We start from the raw sequence: 22,589 nt of genomic DNA, 5'->3' as shown, positions 1-22,589 counted from the left end.
TCGGAACGACGGAGCGGACTCAAGACGGCGGGGCCGGGCCCGGACGACGCCGGCCGGGCCCGGAAGCCGAAGGGCTCTCGCCACCCTGCCGGGAGGGGCGGGGCGGCGGGCAGCAGCACCGGAGCACTTCGTCAGCTGCCCCGGACTGCGTCAGATGTCCCGCATCCGGCCGGGCCGTCCGCGAAGGGGAAGGAACGGCCCGGCCCGGCCGGGGTTCAAACGGGACGGAGGGCCGCCCCCAGGTGCGACAGGCCGGGCGGCAGGGAGTGGAGCCCCTCCACCGTGGCCTCGACGTCGAACAGGGTGCTCTGCACCGGCGGCCGGCCGATCAGCTCGGCCGCCCGAGCGGGCAGCGGCCGTGCCGCGGCCTCGGCGGACTCCCACAGGAGCACCGCACCCCACCGCTGGGTCGCCGGATCGGCGATCCACAGCTTCAGCCGGAGGCCCTCGATCCCGGCGAACCGGTCGACGGCCTCGTCCCGGAGGAACTCCCTCATGGACGCGATGGTCTGCCCGGACCCCGCGAGGTCCCACCAGACCACGGCGGCCTTCACGCAGGCACCTGCGGCAGCTCCTGGAGCAGGCCGGAGAGCGCCTCCCCGATGATCCGCACGCCGTCCTCGGTGAGCACCGACTCCGGGTGGAACTGCATGGACCGGAAGCCCGGGCCGCGCAGCGCGTGGACCTCGCCGTTCTCCGGGTCGCGGCTCACCTCGACCACACCGACTCCGGGCACGTCCGCCTTGTCCTCGGGACTGCGCGCGGCGAAGGTGTTGTAGAAGCCGACGCGCTCGGTGCGCCCGAACAGGTCGATGGTGCGCTGGACCCCCTGGTTGGGGTGGTCCCTGCGGACCAGCGGCAGGCCCAGCAGGGAGCTGAGCACCTGGTGGCTCAGGCACACCGCCAGGAACGGCCGCTCCTCCCGGAGGAGCCTGGCGACGGCGCCCCGCAGATGGGCGATCTTCGGGTGTTCGTGGTCCTGCGGGTCACCGGGTCCCGGACCCATCACGACCAGGTCGTACGGGGCGAACTCGTACGGCTCGTCGAACCGCCGGACCGTCACCACCGCGCCGCCGGCCCGGAGCTGGTGGTCGAGCATCGCGGTGAAGGTGTCCTCCGCGTCCACGACCAGCACCTTGCGGCCGGCCAGCCCGGCCACCGGGCGGACCCGCTGACCGTCCTCGGACAGCCAGAACCCGGAGATGTTCTCGTTCCGCCGGGCCAGCGCGGACCGCACCTCGGGGTGGTCGGCGAAGCTGCGGGGGTCGCCGTCGCCGAGGACGGCGAGCAGCCCGGCCGCCTTGGCCCGGGTCTCGGCCACCTCGGAGAGGGGGTCGGAGTGCCGCACCAGCGTGGCGCCGACGGAGATCGACATCCGGCCGGTGGGCCCGATGTCGGCCGTGCGGATCAGGATGGCCGAGTCCAGCGTCCGCGCCCCCTGCCCGTCGCGGCCGATGAGCGCCAGGACCCCGCTGTAGTAGCCGCGCCCTTGCGGCTCGTAGCGGTTGATCACCTTGCTGGCGCTCTCCAGCGGCGAACCGGTGACGGTGGGCGCGAACAGCGTCTGGTGCAGGATCTCGCGCGGGTCGCGCGAGGTCCGCCCCTCGATGAAGTACTCGGTGTGCGCGAGGCGGGCCATCTCCTTGAGGAACGGGCCGACGACCCGTCCGCCCCCGTCGCAGACCCGGGCCATCATCTTCAGTTCCTCGTCCACGACCATGTACAGCTCGTCGGACTCCTTGCGGTCGGCGAGGAAGTCCAGCACGCCGCCGAGGGCCGGGCCGGAGGACGGGTACCGGTAGGTACCGCTGATGGGGTTCATCACGGCCACGCCGTCCGCGAGGCTGACGTGCCGCTCCGGGGACGCGCCGACCAGGGTCCGCTCCCCGGTGTGCACGACGAACGTCCAGTACGCCCCGGACTCGCGTTCCAGCAGCCGGCGGAAGAACCGCAGTGCCACGTCGACCCCGTAGTCGGCGATGTCGGCGACGAAGGACCGCTTGATGACGAAGTTGGCCCCCTCGCCGGTGCCGATCTCGTCGGCGATGACCCGGCGGACGGTGGCCGCGTAGCTCTCGTCGTCGGTGTCGAAGTCGCCGCCCTCCGCCAGGTGCACGGGCGAGTCCGGGATCCGGCGCCACACCTCGTCCAGCGGTACGGAGGCCTGCTCGGCGATGCTCATCGCCAGCAGCGGGGTCCCGTCGTCGGGGGCCTCGTAGCCGCGTTCGGAGATCTGCCGGTACGGCACCAGCGCCAGCACGTCCTGCCGCTCGTCGGCGGCGGCGGCGTCACGCCCCGCCCCCGGCTCCCCGTCGCCGGCGGCGGGCAGCGGCAGCTCGGCCAGCGTGCCCACCTCGTCCATCGCGCCGATGAACACGCCGACCCGGTCCGGCCCGGTGCTCTCGGGGCGGTGGATCAGGGCGAAGGCGGGCGGCCGTCCCTCGGAAGACCCGGCCAGGATGCGGCCCAGCAGGTCGTCCGTCATGACGACTCCTTCCCGCTGCCCGCGCCCGCACGGGACTGCGGCAGGGCTTCGAGCAGCGCCTTGGTGGTGGTGAGGGTGGCGCACCGGGCGGCCGCGTACTCCAGGGCCATCCGGTGGTCCTTCCAGCTGAAGTCGGCGACGGCGTCGGCGACCAGGAAGGGCTGGATGTTGTGGCTGAACGCGTCGACGGCCGTCATCAGGACGCCGACGTGCGCGTACACACCGCAGACGATCAGCTGGTCACGGCCCGCGGCGCGCATCTGCTCCAGCAGCTCGGTGTGGTGGAAGGCGCTGTAGCGCCACTTGGTGAACACCCAGTCGCCCTCGCGGGGCGCCACCGGGTCCGCCACCCGCTTGTGCTCCGGGCTCGGCTGCATACCGGGACCCCAGAAGTCCTTGAGCAGGCCCCGCTGCTGCGGGGTCATGCCGCCGGGCTGGGCTGTGTAGGCCACGGGCATGCCCAGGGCCGCGCAGCGGTCGCGCAGCAGGGCGGAGTGGCTCACCAGGTCGGTGACGGGCTGCTCCCCGGCCGGGAACGGCGCCAGGAAGAACTTCTGCATGTCGTGGAGGAGCAGGACCGCACGGTCCGGGTCCACCGTCCACTGGGCCGGGCCGGACGGAAGGTCGCCCTCCCCGGGCATCGGGTACGCGCTGATCTCGGGTATCGACCTAGACACCGAGCGCCGCACCCCCGTCCACCGTGAGGTCGTGCATGGTGATGTGCGAGGCCTGGTCGGACAGCAGGAACACCACCGCGTCGGCGACGTCGTCGGGACGGGCGAGCTTGCCCAGCGGTATGCCCACCCGGTAGGCGTCCGGGTTGCCCTTGATGGACACCTGGGCGCTGGAGTCGTCCTGCCACATCGAGGTGAGCATGGGGGTGTCCGTGGAGCCCGGCGCCACCAGGTTGGCCCGGATGCCGTACTTGGCGATCTCCAGGCCCAGGCACTTGGTGAACATGGTCGCGGCCGCCTTCGACGCCGCGTACGCGGACATCTCGGCGCGTGCCGTGCCGGCCGCGTTGGAGGCGACCGTGACGATCGCGCCGCTGCGCCGGGGCACCATCCGGTTGACCACGGCCCGGGACACGAAGAAGACACCGGTGGTGTTGACGGCGAAGGTGGTCGACCACTCCTCGTCGGTGAGGGCGCGCGCCTCCGCGAGACGCAGCACCCCCGCCCCGTTGACGAGGTAGTCGAGCGGGCCGAGGGTGTCCTCGATGTCGGCGACGAGCGCGTCCACCTCGGGGCTGAGCGTCACGTCGGCCGGGAAGGCCGTGACGTCCATGCCCTCCTCACGGGCACCCTTGACGGCGACGCCCAGCCGTTCGGCGTCCCGGTCCACGGCGGCGACGCGCACTCCGCGTGACGCCAGCGCCCGGACCACCGCCTCTCCGATTCCTCCGGCGGCGCCGGTGACCAGAGCGGTTTTTCCTTGCATGATGGGTGAACTCCTTTCTCAGCCGCGCCAGGCAGAAGCGACTTCGACCGCCTGCTGCGGGTTGAGCCTGGGGTCGCAGAACGTCGTGTACTTCTCGCCCAGTTCACCGAACCGGGAACCGTCGGCCACGCATTCGTGGACATTGTCCGGAGTGGTTTCCAGGTGCAGGCCGGCCGCGACGCCGCCGTTTTCCGAAACGGCGTCCTGGAATTCCTCGACCTCCTGGATCACCGTTTTGACGAGTCGCGTCTTTATTCCACCCGGCGCGGAAACGGTGTTGCCGTGCATCGGGTCGCACAGCCAGCCGACCGGGAACCCGGCCGCCTTGACCGCCCGCACCAGCGCCGGCAGGCGCTCGGCGGCCGTGCAGGCGCCCATCCGGGAGATCAGCGTCAGCCGGCCCGGCTCGCGCTGCGGGTCGAGCCGCTCGCACAGGGCCAGCAGCTCGTCGGGCGTCATCTTCGGCCCGACCTTGACGGCGACCGGGTTGGCGATCTCGGCGAAGAAGGCGACGTGCGCGCCGTCCAGCTCGCGGGTCCGCTCGCCGATCCACGGCAGGTGCGTGGAGGTCAGCACCCTGGAGCCGTCCTCCTGCACCCGCACCATCGGGCCCTCGTAGTCCAGCAGCAGGGCCTCGTGGCTGGTCCACACCGGGGCCTCGGCCGCGGACGGCCCGCCCTCCGCGGTCCAGCCCAGCAGCTCCACCACGTCGGCGGCGGCCCGGTAGCCGGACAGCAGCCGCTTCGGGTCGGGCCGGCGCAGCTCGGGGTCCGGCTCGGGGCTGTTGACCATGTGGCCGCGGTACGAGGGCAGCTCGACGCCGTTCACGATCTCGGTGGAGCTCGAACGGGGCTTGCCGAACTGGCCGGCGAGCCGGCCGATGCGCAGCACCGGCTTGTGCGAACGGGCCTTCATGGTGCCGGCCAGCACGTCCAGGAGCGCCGCCTTGCGGGCCACGTGGCCGCGGGTGCTCTCGGCCGGGTCCTCGGCGCAGTCACCGCTCTGCACCACTTGTATCTCGCCCGCGGCGGCCCGGCCGAGAAGCGCGCGCAGCGCCGCCACGTCCTCGGCCCGCACGAGGGCGGGAACAGCCGACAGTTCTTCGCGCACGTTCTCCAGAACAGCCTTGTCGGGCCAATCCGGCTGCTGGCCTGCATTTAGCGTTTTCCAGAGCGCAATCTCTTGCACGTGGTCCCTCCCAGTGCTGGCTGCCGACATAGCGATGCACGAGGAGTCTGTAAACCAGCGAACCGGGTGGACCAATAAGGATGCGCCACTACGTCAGGTGGCGGTCACTTGGTCAGGTTGGCGTGAATCGATACCGACTTGACAAGGACTGGAGCGGATTATGCCCACCTGCCGGGACCGGGCCTAACATCGGCCCATGATGAGCCAACCTGCCATGGAGCTGCTCAAGCAGCTGGCGGCAGAGGGAGTTTCGCCCTGGCTGGCCGCGGGCGGCCCGGAATTCCTCCCGGGCGCGCTGTACCGCCCCACCGGAGCCTCGCTCCTGCACGGCGCCGTCGTACCGGATGCCGACCCGGACGCCGCCCGCCGTGCCTGCGACACCCTCTGGGACGTCTTCCTCACCAGCGGCGGGCGGCACGGCCGGGTGTCCGTCCCGGTCGACCCCCGCGTCGCCCATGACGCGCAGGCCCTGCTCGCCGAAGCCCGCGCCCTGCGCGCCGCCGTCGGCCGGCCCAACCTGCTGGTCCGCGTCCCCGCCACCGCGGCCGGGCTCGCCGCCCTGGCGGACTGCCTCGCCGAGGGCATCAGCGTCGACGCCGACCTGGTGTTCTCCGCCGAGCGCTACGACGAGGTGCTCACCGCCTACCTCACCGGACTCGAACGCGCCCTGGCGGCCGGCCGGCCGCTGCACGAGACCGTCGCCGTCACCTCCGTGCCCGTCGGCACCCTGGACACCGAGGTCGACACCCGGCTCGCCGGGCTCCCCGCCGGCCCGGACCGGGACGGAGCCCGGAACACGGCCGCCGCGGCGGTGGCCCGCCTGATGTACCGCACCCGCGAGGAGCGGATGGAGGGCGACTGGTGGCGGGTGCTGCGCGCGGCCGGCGCGGTACCCCCGGGGCTGCTGTGGACCGCCGTCGAACCCCGCCACATCGGCGCCCTCGTCGGCTGGAACACCGGCCAGGCCGCCACCGCCGACGTGCTGGAGGAGGCCGTCGCCACCGGCGGCCTCAGCGGCGACACCCTGCTCAACGCCCACGAGGACGGCCGGAAGGCCCTCGCCCTCCTCGAAGACCTCGGCATCCGCATGGCCGAGGTCACCGAGGTGCTGGAGACCATGGAGCTCACCCGGCTCCAGCACGCGTGGAAGCTCAGTTCCTGACCGGCTCCGCCGGCAGGATCTCCACCAGCATGTGCTCCACCATCTCGTCGCCGTACTCGCCCTCGCGGACCCGGGTGCTGCGCAGCACCCGCAGCTCCCGGCCGCACTCGTCGGCGATCGCGTGGAGGGCCGGTACGTCACCCCGGTCGCTGAAGTGCAGCAGCGCCGAACCGCCCGGGGCGAGCCAGCGCAGCGCCTGCTCCAGGTAGCGGCGGTGCGCCCGGTAGCCGGAGTCGACGTACGCCCGCTCGTGCACCGACCGGTACTCGTAGTCGGCGGGCGCCATCACGTAGTTGGAACTCCAGAACACCGTGTCGAAGCGCTCTTTCTCGCACAGACCCGAGAACAGGTCGCTGTGCACGGCGCGCAGCCGGTCCTCCACCCCGTGCCGCTCGGCGTTGGCCGCCGCGTTCTCCACCGCCCGCGGGCTGATGTCGGAGGCGACCACCCGCTCGCAGCCGGCCAGCGCCGCCATCACCGCGGTCACGCCGGTGCCGCAACCGACCTCCAGGAAGGAGCCGCCGCGGCGGCCCGAGAGAGGCTCGTTCAGGTCGAGGAACTCCAGGGCGATCCCGGTGGACGGCGAGAACACCGGCGCGAACACCTCGTCCAGCAGGTCCCACTCCCGGCCGCACATGGAGAACACCTGCGGCCGGTCGTCGCGCGTCAGAGACCGCCGACTGCGGAGAAGGGAACGTTCGAAACTCCGGACCTGCGTCATCGGTCTCCCCCTGGCAACTGTCGGATACGACGCCCCTCGGCGCCCGGAAGCAAGATTTATCCGCGGCGGGCCCCTCCCAGAAGGTGGCCGGACAACCCAGTCGGTCACCCGCCGCGGTGCCCCAGCCACACCCCGCCTTCCTGACCTGGCATTCTTGGATCAAGGGAATGTTGACCACGCGCGGGGGGCCGCACTACGTTCGCCGACGGGGCAAGTCCGCAACCGTGCGGCAGGGGGGGGACGAATGTGATGTCGGGAAACCAAACGCCTCACACGGACGTCTCGGAGATGCTCGAACTGCTCGCGCGGGAGGCACCCGCCGAGGAATTCGAGAAACTGGTGCGCGACGCCCGCGCCGCCGGCGCCGGTGAAGCCGAACTCGTACGCCTGACCCGCGCCAAGGAACTCTCCCTGAGCATCCGCGGCCTGTTCGCCCGCCGCCAGCAGCGCGAGGCGGGCCTGAGCGCGCTCGTCGACACCGCCCGGGACCTCACCTTCCCGTACAACCTCGACACCCTGCTCAAGGTCATCACCCGGCGGGCCCGCCTGCTGCTGGGCCTGGACATGTCCTGGGTGACCTTCCACGACCCCGGCGAGCACCGGTCCGTCGTACGCGCCGCGGACGGCCACACCTCGGCCATCACCGTCGGCTTCGCCGTGCCCATGACCGGCGGTATCGGCCGGCAGGCACGCCAGCGCTCGGCCCCGTTCTGGTCCGCCGACTACCTCCAGGACGACAGCTTCCAGCACTCCGACGTCATCGACAACGTGGTGCGCGCCGAAGGCCTGCACGCCCTGATGGCCGTCCCGCTGCGGCACGAGGACTCCGACCTCGGCAACCTGTACGTGGGCGGCCGCCGCATCCGCCACTTCGACCCCGACGAGCTGTCCCTGATGAGCTCGCTCGCCGACCTGGCCGCCGTCGCCATCGAGAAGGCACGGCTGCTGGACCAGGTCCGCGACGAGGTCGCCGACCTGGAGCTCGACACCTCCCGGGCCATGGACTCCTCCGCCGCCGCCCACCGCCTGCGCAACACCCACAGCCGCCTGATCGAGCTGGTCCTGGAGGGCGGCGGCCTGCACGCCCTGGCCGAGGAGGCGGCCACCCTGCTCGACGGCACGCTGCTCATCCGCGACCAGGCCGGCCGCGACCTGAACAGCGCCCCGGGCTTCCCCGAGCCGGACGAGGACACGATCCGCACGGCCTCCCTGGACGCCCACACCGAACGCCGCCCGGTCCGCTCCGCCGACGGCCTGTGGGTGGCCCCGGCCGTCGCCGGACAGGAGATGCTCGGCACCCTCCTGCTGGCCCCACGCGACGACCGGCCCGCCGCCGGGGACCCTGATGGGGCCGCCGACGGCCCCGGGGACACCGCCGACCGGGCCCAGCTGCTCGGCCTGGTCGCCCAGGCCGCCGCCCTGATCCTGGTGATGCAGCGCAGTGCCGCCGCGGCCGAGGGCCAGGTCCGCGACGAACTCTTCAACGACCTCCTCAAGGAGGACCAGCTTCCCGCGGCCAAACTCGCCGACCGGGCCCGCCGCCTGGGCGTCGACCTCGACGGCCCCCACGTGGTGGTCGTCGCCCGCCCCGAGGGGGGCTCCCTGGGCCGCGCCGTGATCTGGGCCTCGTCCTACGCCCACCAGCACTCCGGCCTCAAGAGCGTGGACGGCGGCTGCATCATCCTGATGGTCCCCGGCACGGACCCGGGAGCCGTCGGCAAGACCGTCTCCACGGAACTCTCCACCGCCCTGGGCCACCCCGTCACCGCCGGTACGGCCGGCCCGGTCAGCGACCTGACGGCCATCGGCCGCACCTACCAGGAGGCCCGCTCCTGCCTGGACGCCCTGACCGCGCTGGGCGGGGCGGGCGGCGCCGCCTCGCCCCGCGAACTCGGCTTCCTGGGCCTGCTCCTCTCCGACAGCCCCAACACCGGCGACTTCATCCACAACACCATCGGCCCCGTCCTGGACTACGACGCCCAGCAGCGCACCGACCTCGCCCACACCCTGGAGGCGTACTTCGCCTCCGCCGGCAGCCCCACCCGGGCCGCGGAGACCCTGCACGTCCACCCCAACACCGTGTCGCGACGGCTGGAGCGGATCACCGAACTGCTCGGCCCCGAATGGCTGGAGCCCGCACAGGCGCTGGAGGTCCAGCTGGCCCTGCAGATGCAGCGCACCCGTCGCGCGCTGCAGCGCGGCCGCCGCGATCAGGCCGGGCGGGCCACCGGCTGAGACCGGCGCGGGACACCACCGGAGAGCACCTGCACGGCGTGCGCCGAGGAGGCGAGCGTGACGTGCCGGTGCCAGCCGCCGAAGGAGCGGCCCTCGAAGTCCACCATCCCCACCCCGGTGGAGATGTCGGTGAAGTCGCAGGCCACCCGCTGGGTCAGCTTGGCCAGCCGGAGCAGCCCGCCCCACGGCACCGTGACCAGGTCGGTCAGCCAGCAGTGCTGCGGCCAGCCGCCCGGCCCGCTCCACTCGCCGAGCAGCAGCAGCGGACGCCGCGTACCGGGCAGCCGTACCGGCACGGCCGCCACCAGGCTGGTGCGGACCGCCGCCGTCTCGGGGTCGGTCCAGGTCACCGGGCGCCGCAGGGTCCGCACCATGCGCAGCAGCTGGTCGGCGGTCACGTCACGGTTGTCGTGCCCCAGTACCGGCGCGGCGGGCGTGATCCGCGTGGAACCCCGTACGCCGGCCACGAACGGCATCGCGGCCGCCCCGAACCGGCGGGCCACCGCCGCGGGCTCGGTGTCGGGCAGGTCCAGCACCACCGGACGCGGCGGGCCGCCGACCCAGCCCTGGAGCTCGGACGCGGCCCCCGCCACGCACTCCAGCGGGGTACCCGCCAGGTTGGACTCCGACGGGCGGGGCGAGCCCAGCCGACCGCTCTCACGCCAGTCGTCGGAGAGCATCAGCCGCCAGTTGGCGGGCGCGCTCATCTCGTCGTTGGCGGCCCAGAGCCCGAACACCTCCTGGCTGTTGACCACCTGGCCGAGACTGGGCACGAAACGGCGCCCCACCCCGACCGAGTGCCGGCCGGCCTTCGGGATCACCACCGCGTGGGCCACCCATGCCCGCGGCCGCAGCGCACGCTCCAGGTACTGGGCGAGCGCGGCCCGCACCGGATTCCAGTCCCAGGTCGAGGAGGAGATGAAGTGGTGAAGGCTCTGCTCCGCCGCCCGGTCCCCCACGCAGGCCGCGATGTTCCGGATCGACTTGCGGCCGCCGGCCGACAACAGGCCCCGCAAGTACAGCTCGCCCTTGCGGCGCTGATCGCTGCGCGGCAGGGGGGCGAACAGCTCGGCACACAGCTCCCCCACGGCACTGTCCGAAACCCGATAGCTACTTCTTTCTTCCCAAGCGAGACGCATCCCCACGATCTCCCCATTCTCGGCAACCCGCTGCTCCCAGCGGGCACCTCAACCGTGCTCGGCGGGCCGAGGGGTTGCCCAGGTGGGCCGGTCACACACCTGGGCCGGTGGATGCGCTCGCGGCCACCCCCGCGCAAAGAGCGCGAACGGGGATCAACAGCGCCGCGATCGGCAGGGAAAAGAAATTGCCGGTCGATACGCGCGGATCCCTCCCGTCGCGTCGGCGGATTATGGAAAACCCCTGCTCGGACCGGACGGGGCGGCAGAGCGGAACACGGTCGTCGGCACATCACCAGCCACAGACCAGCCAATTGACGGCGCTACGGCTCGTACCGGACTCCACGCCTCCCGCCGCATTCACCCGGCCACGACGACATTCCGACGGTGGCCGGATTCGCTCCGAGTTTCGTTCCGCGCGGGCGGGCACGAGCGCTCCGGCGGCCATTCCGCGGATCCGTGCAGACGTAAAGGGACCCCCGTCGCATTCCCGCCACCCGCACAGGACCGGTGGTGGGCGGACCACACCCGCGTCCGAGGCCCGGACGCCCGTCCGGCCGCAGACGGCCCCGCCCGCTCCGCGGTCCGGCCCGCCCGGCACCCTCCGCGCCACCCACCCCCGGGCGGCACCCGGCTCCCGGCCCGCCCCACACCCCGCCCCGCACCCCGCCACCGCCCGGCCGCCCCCGGCCCGCCCCGGTACCGGGCGCGGCAGGCTCCGGCGCAGCCCCCGCGGGCCCCTCGCCGTACGGGCGCGAAAAAGGCCCCCCGACCGCGTCAACGCAGGTCAGGGGGCCTTTGAGGAGTGGAGCCTAGGGGAGTCGAACCCCTGACATCTGCCATGCAAAGACAGCGCTCTACCAACTGAGCTAAGGCCCCGTGAAACGGGTGGGAGCGGCGCCCGCGACGGGACGGCCACTTCCGCAGACCAGAGTACCGGGTGTACCCCCCGATCCCGCAAAAGGATAGGGACTCCCGCCCCACGACCACGCTCCGTAAGATGCTCGCGAGGTTCGCACCAGCGAAGGGGAGTACCAAGCGTGGACGCAGTACAGCAAGAGGCAACCGCCAGAGCCAGAGAGCTCCAGCGCAGTTGGTACGGGGAGCCGCTCGGTGCGCTCTTCCGCCGGCTCATAGACGACCTGGGCCTCAACCAGGCCCGCCTCGCCGCCGTGCTCGGCCTGTCCGCGCCCATGCTCTCCCAGCTGATGAGCGGCCAGCGGGCCAAGATCGGCAACCCGGCCGTCGTGCAGCGGGTCCAGGCCCTGCAGGACCTCGCCGGACAGGTCGCCGACGGCAGCGTGAGCGCCGTCGAGGCCACCGAGCGGATGGACGAGATCAAGAAGACCCAGGGGGGCTCGGTGCTGAGCAACAGCGGTCAGACCGCGACGGGTTCGGGCGCGCCCACCGTCAAGCGCGTGGTCCGCGAGATCCAGTCGCTGCTCCGCTCGGTCGCCGCCGCCGGTGACATCATCGACGCGGCGGACACCCTCGCGACCAGCCACCCGGAACTGGCAGAGTTCCTCCGGGTGTACGGGGCCGGACGCACCGCCGACGCGGTCGCCCACTACGAGGCCCACCAGAACTGACACGAAGCACGAAGCACGAGGCACGGGGGACGGGGGACGGGCGCAGCGATGGGTGAGATCTTCGCCGGTCGGTACGAGTTGATCGACCCGATCGGACGCGGCGGAGCCGGAGCCGTCTGGCGGGCCTGGGACCACCGGCGCCGCCGGTACGTGGCCGCCAAGGTGCTCCAGCAGTCCGACGCCCACACCCTGCTGCGCTTCGTGCGCGAGCAGGCCCTGCGGATCGACCACCCGCACGTGCTGGCACCCGCCAGCTGGGCCGCCGACGATGACAAGGTCCTGTTCACCATGGACCTGGTCAGCGGCGGCTCGCTCGCCCACGTGATCGGCGACTACGGGCCGCTGCCGCCCCGCTTCGTGTGCACCCTGCTCGACCAGCTGCTCTCCGGTCTGGCCGCCGTGCACGCGGAGGGCGTGGTCCACCGCGACATCAAACCGGCCAACATCCTGATGGAGGCCACCGGAACCGGGCAGCCACACCTGCGGCTGTCCGACTTCGGCATCTCCATGCGCAAGGGCGAACCGCGCCTGACCGAGACCAACTACGTCGTCGGGACGCCCGGTTACTTCGCCCCGGAGCAACTCATGGGCGCCGAGCCGGACTTCCCGGCCGACTTGTACGCCGTCGGCCTGGTCGGCCTCTACCTGCTGCAGGGCCGCAAGCCCGACTCCCAGGCACTGGTCGACCACTTCCGCGCGCACGGTACGCCGGCGGCCCCCGAGGGCGTGCCCGCGGCCCTGTGGCAGGTCGTGGCGAGCCTGCTGCAGCCGGATCCGCAGGCACGGTTCCGCACCGCCACGGGTGCCCGCAGGGCGCTCGCGGAGGCGGTGGAGCTGCTCCCCCCGGCCGATCCTGCCGCGGGCTCCGTCGAGGTGTTCGACCAACTGGGTCCGCTGCCCGCCGGGTTCGGTCCCGAGGGCCCCCGGTCCGCCGCCCCGGTATCCGCCGCCGCCCCGGGCGCTCCCGCCCCGGTGCTGCCTGTCCAGCCGTCGCCCCAGCCGTCGCCCCAGCCGTCGCCCGAGCCGCCGGTACAGCCTCCGGTGCAGCCGGTGCCCGCCGCCTGGTCCGCCACCGCGACCGCGGCCGTGGCCTCCGCCGAGCCGACCCGTACCGATCCGCGGGGTACCGCGACCACCCGCCCGTACGGCACCGCCACCGGCAGCGGTACGGGCACCGCCGCCGTCCCGGCGCCGCAGGGGGTGTCCCCGACCGGCAGCTTCCACCTGGCGCCACCGTCAGCCGCCGGGCCAGCCGCCGCGCCCTACAGCGCACCGCCCGCGGCGGCGCCCACCGTGACGCCGGTCCGCCCGGGGCCGACCCGCACGGTCACCGTCTCCGTCCTGCTGGCCGCCCTGGCCTGCTTCGCCGTCGGGGTCTGGGCCCTCACCCTGATGTAGCGCGCCCGGCGGAGCGGCGGGCCAGCCAGATCCACCCGCCCAGCCCCGCCAGCAGGAGCGTGCCGGTACCGAAGCCCGTGGCGGCGACCACCGCCATCAGCGACCGCGTGTCCGCTGCCTCGGCCGCCTCCGGGCCGGTCAGGCCCTCCTGGGCGGCCGCCCGGTCCGCTCCGGACACCCCGAAGCCGGCCTCCGCGAGGCTGCCCGCGTAGGACGGGCCGGGCCCGGCCGTGCCCGAGACCTTCACCCGCATCGTCAGCTGGAGCGGCACGTCCTGCGCCGTGAACTCGCCGACCTTCTTGTCCACGGTGACGGACAGGTAGTACCAGCCGGCCACCCGCATCGGCCGCGCCGCCCGCGCGTCCGCGAACCGGTTCTCGTACGCCACAGGGGCCAGCGGCCCCACGTCCACCTTCGCGGCCTTGCCGTCATAGGACTCGCTGACCGAGGTCACCGGCCCGCGGGCCGGGTTCCACACCGCGGTGACCAGCCCGTTCCCGGCGTAGCCGGAGCTCTGGGTGAGCTTGCCGCCGGTCAGCTCGGTGCTGACGCTCAGCTGCTGGCCCCAGTCCACCGGCACCCGGTAGAAGAGGGTCTGCCCGGGGTGCACGGTGTCACCCCACACGCCGGTGTCCAGCGCCCGCGCGTCGTTGAAGCCGCCACCGCCCCGGCGCACCACCCGCTGGTCGGAGGGGGCCGGCACCGGCGCCGACGGCCAGGCGCTGGGAGCGGTCTGCGGGGCGTTGCTGCCCGCCAGCTTCGGCTCCCGCATCAGGTGCAGCTCCACCGGCCAGGGCGCCCGGTCGGACTCCTTGCCGCTCTCGCGCGTCAGCTTCACGTAGTAGGTGCCCGCCTGCTGGCACTTGCCGTCCTCCTCCAGCCGGCGCACGGCGACGTCCGCGACCGGCCGCGCCTGCTCGGAGGAGAAGTCGGCGCCCTCGGTGCTGGTGCAGGGCTGGTGGCCGGTGTCCAGCAGGGTCAGCTCGATGCCGTCCCCGTACGCGACCGTGCTCTTCGGGTCGGGGCGGGCCACGGCGGAGACGTACACGCTGGACGCGTCGTCCAGGACCACCTGGTAGAAACGCTCCTGCTCCGGGGCGAGGGTGTCCTCGTAGAACCGGCCGGCCTCCAGGACCGGCCCGACCGCCGAGTTCGCCCCGCCCTGCACCTTCGTGCTGCCCGGCCCGGTCCGGTACGCCGGCCCCGGCGCGGGATCAGCCGCGTACGCCGCGTTCGCCGTGCCCGGCACCGCTCCGGCGGCCCCGCACAGCGCCACCGCGACCACCACGGCCGGCGCCAGCACCCCGCGGAACCGACCCATCACTCCACCCCGCACAAAGCTCGATCTTTCGCCCCGAAACGCGCGGAACCCCGGCCGCAGCGGCAGCCGGGGTCTCGCGTCACAACGTGCGGTCTCACACACCGGAACCGGACGGCACGGAGTCGGTCGCCTCCGTCCACAGGTCCTGCTCGGCGCGGTCCGCCTGGATCTGGCGGTACACGAGGAGCCCGCCGATGGCGGCCAGTGCGACCAGGAGCAGCTTCTTCACCGCGCGACCTCGTCTTTCGTTGACGTAGGGGACTTCTGGCGCCCAACAATACACACCGATCGATACCGATCAGTTACCTGGGAAGGAGTCCATCAGGACCGCGGGCGGTCCGGGACACGGGAACGGCGAAGGCCCGGCGGATCATCTCCGCCGGGCCTTCGCCGTGACTGTGGGGCTAACAGGATTTGAACCTGTGGCCTCATCCTTATCAGGGATGCGCTCTAACCAACTGAGCTATAGCCCCTCCGCGCTGCGCGCTGACTCCTGAAGGTTAGCGCACAGACCCGGGAGTTCCCAAATCGCTGGTCAGAGCCCTACTCGTCTTCGGCGAGGGTGAGCTCCACGCCGCCCACGAAGCCCGCCGAGAGGTTGTAGATGAAGGCGCCGAGGGTGGCCAGCGCCGTCATCAGGACCACGTCGATCACCGCGATCACCGAGGTGAAGATCAGCACGCGCGGCAGTGACAGGAAGGACTGCAGGTCGAAACCGTTGCTCTCGTTGGAGCCGGTGGCCTCGCTGATGGTGCCGCCGACGGTCGAGAACACGCCCATGGCGTCCATGACCATCCACAGCACCGCCGAGGCCACCACGGTGCAGATGCCCAGGGCGATCGACAGCAGGAAGCTGACCTTCATGACCGACCAGGGATCGGCCTTCGCCACCCGCAGCCGCGCCTTGCGCGTCCTCGGCGTCGTCCGCACGCCCGTCCGCGGCTTCCGCTGGGCCGCACCGCCGCCCTGGCCCGCCTCCGGGCGCTGGGCGCCCGGGCCGGCGTAGGCCTGCGGCGGGTGGTACGGCTGCGGCTGCGGCTCTCGTGTATCCGTCACCGTGTTCCCCCTGGCTCCGGCGGGGGCGGCCCCGCCCTCGGAGTCCGCGGCGGGGCCACCGGCACCGTTCGCTCCGGAGGTGGACGGTCCGGCGCCCGTGGCTCCACTCACGATTGCTCCTACTGCTCCACGGCCGAGGACTCGGTGCCCTCGGCGCCCTCGGTGGCCTGTCCCTCGGCCGTCTCGGGCTCGTCGCCCTCCTCGGCTTCCTGACCGGCCTCGGCGTTGCGCGCGATGCCCACGACGGCGTCGCGCTTGCCCAGGTTGATCAGCTGGACGCCCATGGTGTCACGGCCGGTCTCCCGGACTTCGTTGACGCGCGTACGGATCACACCTCCGCCGAGGGTGATGGCGAGAATCTCGTCGCTCTCGTCCACCACCAGCGCCCCGACGAGCGAACCGCGGTCCTCCACGATCTTGGCGGCCTTGATGCCCAGACCACCACGACCCTGGACGCGGTACTCGTCGACCGGCGTCCGCTTGGCGTAGCCGCCGTCGGTCGCGGTGAAGACGAACGTACCGGGCCGGACCACGCTCATGGAGAGCAGTTCGTCACCTTCGCGGAAGCTCATGCCCTTGACGCCGGAGGTCGCGCGGCCCATGGGGCGCAGGGCCTCGTCGGTCGCGGTGAACCGGATCGACTGCGCCTTCCTGCTGATCAGCAGCAGGTCGTCCTCGGCGGACACCAGCTCGGCGCCGATGAGCTCGTCGTCGGTGCCGTCCTCGCGCTCGCGCAGGTTGATCGCGATGACACCACCCGAACGGGGCGAGTCGTAGTCCTTCAGCGGGGTCTTCTTCACCAGACCGGCCTTGGTGGCCAGGATCAGGTACGGGGCCGCCTCGTAGTCGCGGATCGCGAGGATCTGCGCGATCTGCTCGTCCGGCTGGAAGGCCAGCAGGTTCGCCACGTGCTGGCCGCGGGCGTCACGGCCGGCGTCGGGCAGCTCGTAGGCCTTGACGCGGTAGACCCGGCCCTTGTTGGTGAAGAACAGCAGCCAGTGGTGCGTGGTGGACACGAAGAAGTGGTCGACGATGTCGTCCTGCTTCAGCTTGGTGCCGCGCACGCCCTTGCCGCCGCGCTTCTGCGACCGGTAGTCCTCGGTCTTGGTGCGCTTGACGTAGCCGCCGTTGGTGATGGTGACGACGATGTCCTCTTCGGCGATCAGGTCCTCGATGGACATGTCGCCGTCGAACGGCACCAGCTTGGAGCGGCGGTCGTCGCCGTACTTCTCCACGATCGCCGCCAGCTCCTCGCTGACGATCGAGCGCTGCTTCTCCGGGGAGGCCAGGATCGCGTTGTACTCGTTGATCTTCGCCTGCAGCTCGTCGTGCTCGGCGACGATCTTCTGCCGCTCCAGGGCGGCCAGCCGGCGGAGCTGCATCTCCAGGATCGCGTTCGCCTGGATCTCGTCGATCTCCAGCAGGCCCATCAGGCCGGCGCGGGCCACCTCGACGGTGTCGCTGCGCCGGATCAGCGCGATGACCTCGTCGATCGCGTCCAGCGCCTTGAGCAGGCCGCGCAGGATGTGGGCGCGCTCCTCCGCCTTGCGCAGACGGAAGCGCGTGCGCCGGACGATGACCTCGATCTGGTGCTGCACCCAGTGGCGGATGAACGCGTCGATCGACAGCGTGCGCGGCACGCCGTCCACCAGCGCCAGCATGTTCGCGCCGAAGTTGGTCTGCAGGTCGGTGTGCTTGTACAGGTTGTTCAGCACGACCTTGGCGACGGCGTCGCGCTTGAGCACGATCACCAGGCGCTGGCCGGTGCGCGACGAGGTCTCGTCGCGGACGTCGGCGATGCCGCCGATCTTGCCGTCCTTCACCAGGTCGGCGATCTTCTGCGCGAGGTTGTCCGGGTTGACCTGGTACGGAAGCTCGGTGACCACCAGGCACTGGCGGTTCTGGATCTCCTCGACCTCGACCACGGCGCGCATCGTGATGGAGCCGCGACCGGTGCGGTACGCCTCCTCGATGCCCTTGCGGCCCACGACCAGCGCGCCGGTCGGGAAGTCCGGGCCCTTGATCCGCTCGATGAGCGCGTCCAGCAGCTCCTCGTGCGTGGCCTCCGGGTGCTCCAGCGCCCACTGGGCGCCGGCCGCGACCTCGCGCAGGTTGTGCGGCGGGATGTTGGTGGCCATGCCGACCGCGATGCCGGCGGAGCCGTTGATCAGCAGGTTCGGGAAGCGCGCCGGCAGGACCGTCGGCTCCTGGTTGCGGCCGTCGTAGTTGTCCTGGAAGTCGACGGTCTCCTCGTCGATGTCCCGGAGCATCTCCATGGCCAGCGGCATCAGCTTGCACTCGGTGTAGCGCATCGCCGCCGCCGGGTCGTTGCCCGGGGAGCCGAAGTTGCCGTTGGAGTCCACCAGCGGCATCCGCATCGACCACGGCTGGGCGAGGCGCACCAGGGCGTCGTAGATCGAGGTGTCGCCGTGCGGGTGGTACGTACCCATGACGTCACCGACGACGCGGGCGCACTTGTAGAAGCCCTTCTCGGGCCGGTAGCCGCCGTCGTACATCGCGTACAGCACGCGCCGGTGGACCGGCTTGAGGCCGTCCCGTACGTCCGGCAGCGCGCGGGACACGATGACGGACATCGCGTAGTCGAGGTAGGAGCGCTGCATCTCCGTCTCGAGCCCGACCGGCTCGATCCGCAGCTGCGGCTCCTCTTCGGGGGTGTCGGTGGTCGTGGGAGTGTTCTCGTCGGCCATGGCCGGCTTCAGGTCCTTTCAGGCGGGCAGGCAGCGGTCAGCGTGCGGCCGACTCAGATGTCGAGGAAGCGGACGTCCTTGGCGTTGCGCTGGATGAAGGAGCGCCGCGCCTCGACGTCCTCGCCCATCAGCACCGAGAACAGGTCGTCGGCCTGCGCCGCGTCGTCCAGGGTGACCTGGCCGAGCACCCGGTGGTCCACGTCCATCGTGGTGACGCGGAGCTCCTCCGCGTTCATCTCGCCCAGACCCTTGAAGCGCTGGATCGAGTCTTCCTTGATCCGCTTGCCGTTCTGCTTGCCGAGCTCGACCAGGGCGTCGCGCTCGCGGTCCGAGTACGCGTACTCGAAGTCGTCGCGACCCCACTTGATCTTGTACAGCGGCGGGCGGGACAGGTAGACGTGACCCGCCTCCACCAGCGGCCGCATGAAGCGGAACAGGAAGGTCAGGAGCAGGGTGTTGATGTGCTGGCCGTCGACGTCGGCGTCCGCCATCAGGATGATCTTGTGATACCGGAGCTTCTCGATGTCGAAGTCCTCGTGCACACCGGTGCCGAAGGCGCTGATCAACGCCTGGACCTCGGTGTTCTGGAGGATCTTGTCGATCCGCGCCTTCTCGACGTTCAGGATCTTGCCGCGGATCGGCAGGATGGCCTGGTACATCGGGTTGCGGCCCGACTTCGCCGAACCGCCGGCGGAGTCACCCTCGACGATGAAGATCTCGCACTTGGTGGGGTCGTTCGACTGGCAGTCGGAGAGCTTGCCCGGCAGGGACGCGCTCTCCAGCAGACCCTTGCGACGGGTCAGGTCACGGGCCTTGCGGGCGGCGACGCGCGCGGTGGCGGCCTGGATCGCCTTGCGGATGATGTCCGCGGCCTCGTTGGGGTTGCGGTCGAACCAGTCGTTGAGGTGCTCGTGCGCGACCTTCTGCACGAAGGTCTTCGCCTCGGTGTTGCCCAGCTTGTCCTTCGTCTGGCCCTCGAACTGCGGCTCGCCGAGCTTGACCGAGATGATCGCGGTCAGACCCTCGCGGATGTCGTCACCGGTGAGGTTGTCGTCCTTCTCGCGCAGCAGCTTCTTGTCCCGCGCGTACCGGTTGACCAGCGAGGTCAGGGCGGCCCGGAAGCCCTCCTCGTGGGTACCGCCGCCGTGCGTGTGGATGGTGTTCGCGAAGGAGTACACGCTCTCCGTGTACTGCGAGTTCCACTGCATCGCGAGCTCGACCGAGAGCATCCGCTCCTTGTCCTCGGCCTCCAGGCCGATGACGGTGGGGTGGATCAGCTCGCCCTTGCGCGAGTTCAGGTACTTCACGAAGTCGACGATGCCGCCCTCGTAGTGGTACGTGACCGTGCGCGCCTTCGGCTCCTCGGCCTCGGCGTCCGGGTCGTCCGCGCCGACCGTGGCCTTCGCCGACTCGCGCTCGTCCGTCAGCGAGATGGTCAGGCCCTTGTTCAGGAACGCCATCTCCTGGAAGCGGCGCGAGAGCGTCTCGAAGGAGTACTCGGTCGTCTCGAAGATGTCCCCGTCGGCCCAGAACGTCACGGTGGTGCCGTGCTCGTCGGTCTCCTCGTTGCGGGCCAGCGCGGCCGTCGGGGCGCCCATCTTGTAGTCCTGGGACCACCGGTAGCCGTCGCGCTTGATCTCGACGGCGACCTTCGACGACAGCGCGTTCACCACGGAGACGCCGACACCGTGCAGACCGCCGGAGACGGCGTAGCCGCCGCCGCCGAACTTGCCTCCCGCGTGCAGCACCGTGAGGACGACCTCGACGGCCGGCTTGCCCTCGGACGGAACGATGTCCACCGGGATGCCGCGGCCGTTGTCGACCACCCGCACGCCGCCGTCGGCCAGGATCGTCACGTCGATGCGGTCCGCGTGACCGGCCAGCGCCTCGTCGACCGAGTTGTCCACGACCTCGTAGACGAGGTGGTGCAGGCCGCGCTCGCCTGTCGAGCCGATGTACATGCCGGGCCGCTTGCGCACAGCGTCCAGGCCCTCGAGGACCTGGATGTTGCTGCCGGTGTACTGGTTGTTCTCGTTGGAGTTGCCGGAATCGGCCACGAAGCGCCCTTTCTGGCACAGCACAGGCCGGACTCCGGGCCAGCAGGCATGCAAGCAGGAGCGGCTGCGTCGATCTGCGTTGTCAGCGGTTGTCAGCGGTTGGGTCGAGCCGCCGCGGGCAAGCGCGGGACTCTACTACCAGTCTACCGGTAGCGCTGACATGAATGGGGGTTTGCCGGTACCTGAGTACGCATGTGCCGCCCTGAACCTCCCTCGGAGGACTCCCCATATTCAGACCGGGGCTCCAAGAGGCTCACGCGGGCATCCAGCGCTTCGGCCTGTCAACCTCCCGCTACGGTGAGGGACACCACTGGCCACAGGCCCGTCGGACGGCAGTTCGACGGGCCCGCGGGGGGTCGCGGCTAGCCCCAGGTGTCGCCCGGGCCGGTGCTGCCCGGAGCGCGCAGCGGCCCGTACCGGCGGGGGCGGCCGCCCGGTCCCTGCACCTTGATCAGACGAACGGTGCCCTGTCCGAGTTCCTCGTTCAGCCGGGCGACCAGCCGGGGCGCCAGCAGCTTCAGCTGGGCCGCCCACGCCGAGGAGTCGCAGCGGACCACCAGCTCGCGCTCCTCGTACCGCTCCGGCACGCAGTGCGCGGCGATCTCCGGACCCACGATCTCCGGCCAGCGCTCCATCACGCCGGCCACCGCCATCGGCATCTCCCAGCCGCGCTCGGTGCGCAGCCGTTCCAGCGCCGCCATCAGCGGCATCGGGTCGCGGCCGTCCGCCCGGGCCCCGGACCGCAGCCCCGGCTGGCCCTGCCGTTTGCGGCCCTGCGCGGCCTGACCGCGCGCCCGCGCCTGCTCCCGGGCCGCCGCCAGCGCCTGCCGGGCCAGGTCCACACCGGAGGGCTCGGGCGTCTTCCGCCGCTCGCCGTCCGTACCGCCCGGCCCGCCGGTCCCGCCGGCGGAACCACCGCCTCCGCTCACAGCCGGGTCACCTCCCCGCCCGAGACCGCGTACCGGGCGCCCACCAGCACCCCCGGTACGTCGTCGTCCACGGCCGCCGTCACCAGCACCTGCTCGCCCGGGGCCACCAGCTCCGCCAGGCGCTCCCGGCGGCGCGCGTCCAGCTCCGCGAAGACGTCGTCGAGCACCAGCACCGGCTCGTTCCCCTCCGAGCGCAGCAGGTCGTACGAGGCCAGCCGGAGCGCCAGCGCGTAGGACCAGGACTCGCCGTGGCTGGCGTAGCCCTTCGCCGGCAGCTCGCCCAGCTTCAGCACCAGCTCGTCCCGGTGCGGCCCGACCAGCGTCACCCCGCGCTCGATCTCCTGCTTGCGGGCCTCGCCCAGGGCCGCGACCAGGGCCGCGCACAGCTCTTCGCGGGAATGCGCCCCGGCGGTCTCCGCACTGCCCCGGTAGGCCAGGGACAGCGGACCGCCGCCGGGCGCCAGCTGCTCGTACGCCTTGTCCGCCAGCGGGCCGAGGACGCCGACGAGGTCCAGCCGCTGGGCCAGCAGCTCCGCCCCGGCGTGGGCCAGGTGCTGGTCCCACACGTCCAGCGTCGACAGGTCCATGGAGCGGCCGCCGTGGCGGCGGGCCATCGCCGCCGACTTCAGCAGCGTGTTCCGCTGCTTGAGCACCCGCTCGTAGTCCGAGCGCACCGCCGCCATCCGCGGCGACCGCGCGGTGATCAGCTCGTCGAGGAACCGGCGCCGCTCCCCCGGATCGCCCTTGACCAGCGCCAGGTCCTCCGGCGCGAACAGCACCGTCCGGACGATGCCCAGCACGTCCCGCGGCCTGACCTGCGAGGACCGGTTGATCCGGGCCCGGTTCGCCCGCCCCGGGTTCAGCTCCAGCTCCACCAGCTGCTGCCGCTCGCCCTGCCGGACGGCCGCCCGGATCACGGCCCGCTCGGCCCCCGCACGGACCAGGGGCGCGTCCGAGGAGACCCGGTGGCTGCCCAGGGTCGCCAGGTAGCCGACCGCCTCGACGAGGTTGGTCTTGCCCTGGCCGTTGGGGCCGACGAAAGCGGTGACGCCCGGGTCGAGGGGAACCTCGGCCCGGGCGTACGAGCGGAAGTCGGCCAACGACAGATGCGTGACGTGCATGACGGCGCCGACCTCCCCCGGCTACTGCTGGTACTGCGGTACT

18 protein-coding genes and 2 tRNA genes are annotated in these 22,589 nt (G+C 71.9%); 4 read left to right on the top strand and 16 right to left on the bottom strand.

All coding sequences use genetic code 11. The features are described from left to right. Nucleotides 1-215: 215 nt before the first annotated feature. From ACFY61_RS21130 to ACFY61_RS21110, 5 genes are read right to left on the bottom strand one after another with little or no spacing between them, the layout of a single operon-like run. Nucleotides 216-554: a hypothetical protein gene (locus ACFY61_RS21130; protein WP_389474015.1), complete on the bottom strand. Its 339-nt coding sequence runs from the start codon at nt 552-554 to the stop codon at nt 216-218. Beyond that, complete coding sequence (locus ACFY61_RS21125; RefSeq protein WP_389474013.1) at nt 551-2,485, bottom strand: anthranilate synthase family protein; 1,935 nt, start codon at nt 2,483-2,485, stop codon at nt 551-553. Before ACFY61_RS21125 ends, ACFY61_RS21130 begins: the two co-directional genes overlap by 4 nt. Then, on the bottom strand, nt 2,482-3,126 hold the full coding sequence (locus ACFY61_RS21120; RefSeq protein ID WP_389474043.1) for an isochorismatase family protein: 645 nt from the start codon (nt 3,124-3,126) through the stop codon (nt 2,482-2,484). Before ACFY61_RS21120 ends, ACFY61_RS21125 begins: the two co-directional genes overlap by 4 nt. Nucleotides 3,127-3,154: 28 nt before the next feature. Beyond that, nucleotides 3,155-3,925, bottom strand: a complete 771-nt coding sequence (locus ACFY61_RS21115) for a 2,3-dihydro-2,3-dihydroxybenzoate dehydrogenase (protein ID WP_389474011.1) — start codon at nt 3,923-3,925, stop codon at nt 3,155-3,157. Between the two features lie 18 nt (nt 3,926-3,943). Next, the gene (locus ACFY61_RS21110) at nt 3,944-5,143 is read right to left on the bottom strand and encodes a 3-deoxy-7-phosphoheptulonate synthase (RefSeq protein ID WP_389474009.1); all 1,200 of its coding nucleotides are present in this window, start codon (nt 5,141-5,143) and stop codon (nt 3,944-3,946) included. A gap of 166 nt (nt 5,144-5,309) precedes the next feature. Here ACFY61_RS21110 and ACFY61_RS21105 point away from each other — a divergent pair, with 166 nt between their 5' ends. Next, nucleotides 5,310-6,275 carry a transaldolase family protein gene (locus ACFY61_RS21105; RefSeq protein WP_389474008.1) on the top strand — a complete coding sequence of 322 codons (966 nt, stop codon included), beginning with the start codon at nt 5,310-5,312 and terminating at the stop codon, nt 6,273-6,275. Here the strand turns inward: ACFY61_RS21105 and ACFY61_RS21100 are convergent. Beyond that, complete coding sequence (locus tag ACFY61_RS21100) at nt 6,265-6,912, bottom strand: methyltransferase domain-containing protein (protein ID WP_389474006.1); 648 nt, start codon at nt 6,910-6,912, stop codon at nt 6,265-6,267. The two genes, ACFY61_RS21105 and ACFY61_RS21100, sit on opposite strands and share 11 nt — an antisense overlap. 372 nt (nt 6,913-7,284) lie before the next feature. Between ACFY61_RS21100 and ACFY61_RS21095 the strand changes: the two genes are divergently transcribed. Further along, entirely contained in the window at nt 7,285-9,231 is a 1,947-nt protein-coding gene (locus ACFY61_RS21095) for a helix-turn-helix domain-containing protein (protein WP_389474004.1), read from the top strand. On the opposite strand, the gene ACFY61_RS21090 is transcribed toward ACFY61_RS21095, so the two are convergent. Together ACFY61_RS21090 and ACFY61_RS21085 are read right to left on the bottom strand one after the other, a co-directional pair. Next, on the bottom strand, nt 9,207-10,319 hold the full coding sequence (locus tag ACFY61_RS21090; protein WP_389474002.1) for an IS701 family transposase: 1,113 nt from the start codon (nt 10,317-10,319) through the stop codon (nt 9,207-9,209). The two genes, ACFY61_RS21095 and ACFY61_RS21090, sit on opposite strands and share 25 nt — an antisense overlap. 854 nt (nt 10,320-11,173) lie before the next feature. Beyond that, a tRNA-Ala gene (locus ACFY61_RS21085) sits at nt 11,174-11,246 on the bottom strand. A gap of 161 nt (nt 11,247-11,407) precedes the next feature. On the opposite strand from ACFY61_RS21085, the gene ACFY61_RS21080 reads away from it, so the two are divergent. Continuing rightward, nucleotides 11,408-11,956 carry a helix-turn-helix domain-containing protein gene (locus tag ACFY61_RS21080; RefSeq protein WP_389474001.1) on the top strand — a complete coding sequence of 183 codons (549 nt, stop codon included), beginning with the start codon at nt 11,408-11,410 and terminating at the stop codon, nt 11,954-11,956. Nucleotides 11,957-12,004: 48 nt separating this feature from the next. Further along, the gene (locus tag ACFY61_RS21075; RefSeq protein WP_389474000.1) at nt 12,005-13,354 is read left to right on the top strand and encodes a serine/threonine-protein kinase; all 1,350 of its coding nucleotides are present in this window, start codon (nt 12,005-12,007) and stop codon (nt 13,352-13,354) included. Here ACFY61_RS21075 and ACFY61_RS21070 read toward each other — a convergent pair. The 8 genes from ACFY61_RS21070 to recF form a co-directional block, all read right to left on the bottom strand. Further along, complete coding sequence (locus ACFY61_RS21070) at nt 13,341-14,675, bottom strand: hypothetical protein (RefSeq protein WP_389473998.1); 1,335 nt, start codon at nt 14,673-14,675, stop codon at nt 13,341-13,343. The genes ACFY61_RS21075 and ACFY61_RS21070 overlap by 14 nt on opposite strands. 94 nt (nt 14,676-14,769) lie before the next feature. Further along, on the bottom strand, nt 14,770-14,904 hold the full coding sequence (locus ACFY61_RS21065) for a DLW-39 family protein (protein WP_208809277.1): 135 nt from the start codon (nt 14,902-14,904) through the stop codon (nt 14,770-14,772). A gap of 170 nt (nt 14,905-15,074) precedes the next feature. Next, nucleotides 15,075-15,148, bottom strand: a tRNA-Ile gene (locus ACFY61_RS21060). 70 nt (nt 15,149-15,218) lie between these two features. Next, nucleotides 15,219-15,731: a DUF3566 domain-containing protein gene (locus ACFY61_RS21055; RefSeq protein WP_389473996.1), complete on the bottom strand. Its 513-nt coding sequence runs from the start codon at nt 15,729-15,731 to the stop codon at nt 15,219-15,221. A 119-nt stretch (nt 15,732-15,850) separates the two neighbouring features. Beyond that, nucleotides 15,851-18,439, bottom strand: coding sequence for a DNA gyrase subunit A (gyrA, locus tag ACFY61_RS21050; RefSeq protein WP_389473994.1), 2,589 nt, complete (start codon nt 18,437-18,439; stop codon nt 15,851-15,853). A 53-nt stretch (nt 18,440-18,492) separates the two neighbouring features. Continuing rightward, nucleotides 18,493-20,520: a DNA topoisomerase (ATP-hydrolyzing) subunit B gene (gene gyrB / locus ACFY61_RS21045; RefSeq protein WP_389473992.1), complete on the bottom strand. Its 2,028-nt coding sequence runs from the start codon at nt 20,518-20,520 to the stop codon at nt 18,493-18,495. A 338-nt stretch (nt 20,521-20,858) separates the two neighbouring features. After that, nucleotides 20,859-21,425 carry a DUF721 domain-containing protein gene (locus tag ACFY61_RS21040; RefSeq protein ID WP_389473990.1) on the bottom strand — a complete coding sequence of 189 codons (567 nt, stop codon included), beginning with the start codon at nt 21,423-21,425 and terminating at the stop codon, nt 20,859-20,861. Then, nucleotides 21,422-22,546 (bottom strand): DNA replication/repair protein RecF, encoded by a 1,125-nt coding sequence (recF, locus tag ACFY61_RS21035; protein ID WP_389473989.1) that lies wholly within the window; start codon nt 22,544-22,546, stop codon nt 21,422-21,424. Before recF ends, ACFY61_RS21040 begins: the two co-directional genes overlap by 4 nt. Between the last annotated feature and the right edge of the window lie 43 nt (nt 22,547-22,589).

It is taken from the genome of Streptomyces sp. NPDC012888, assembly GCF_042900645.1.
Taxonomy (GTDB): domain Bacteria; phylum Actinomycetota; class Actinomycetes; order Streptomycetales; family Streptomycetaceae; genus Streptomyces.
This window is presented reverse-complemented; position numbering and strand designations above follow the sequence as displayed.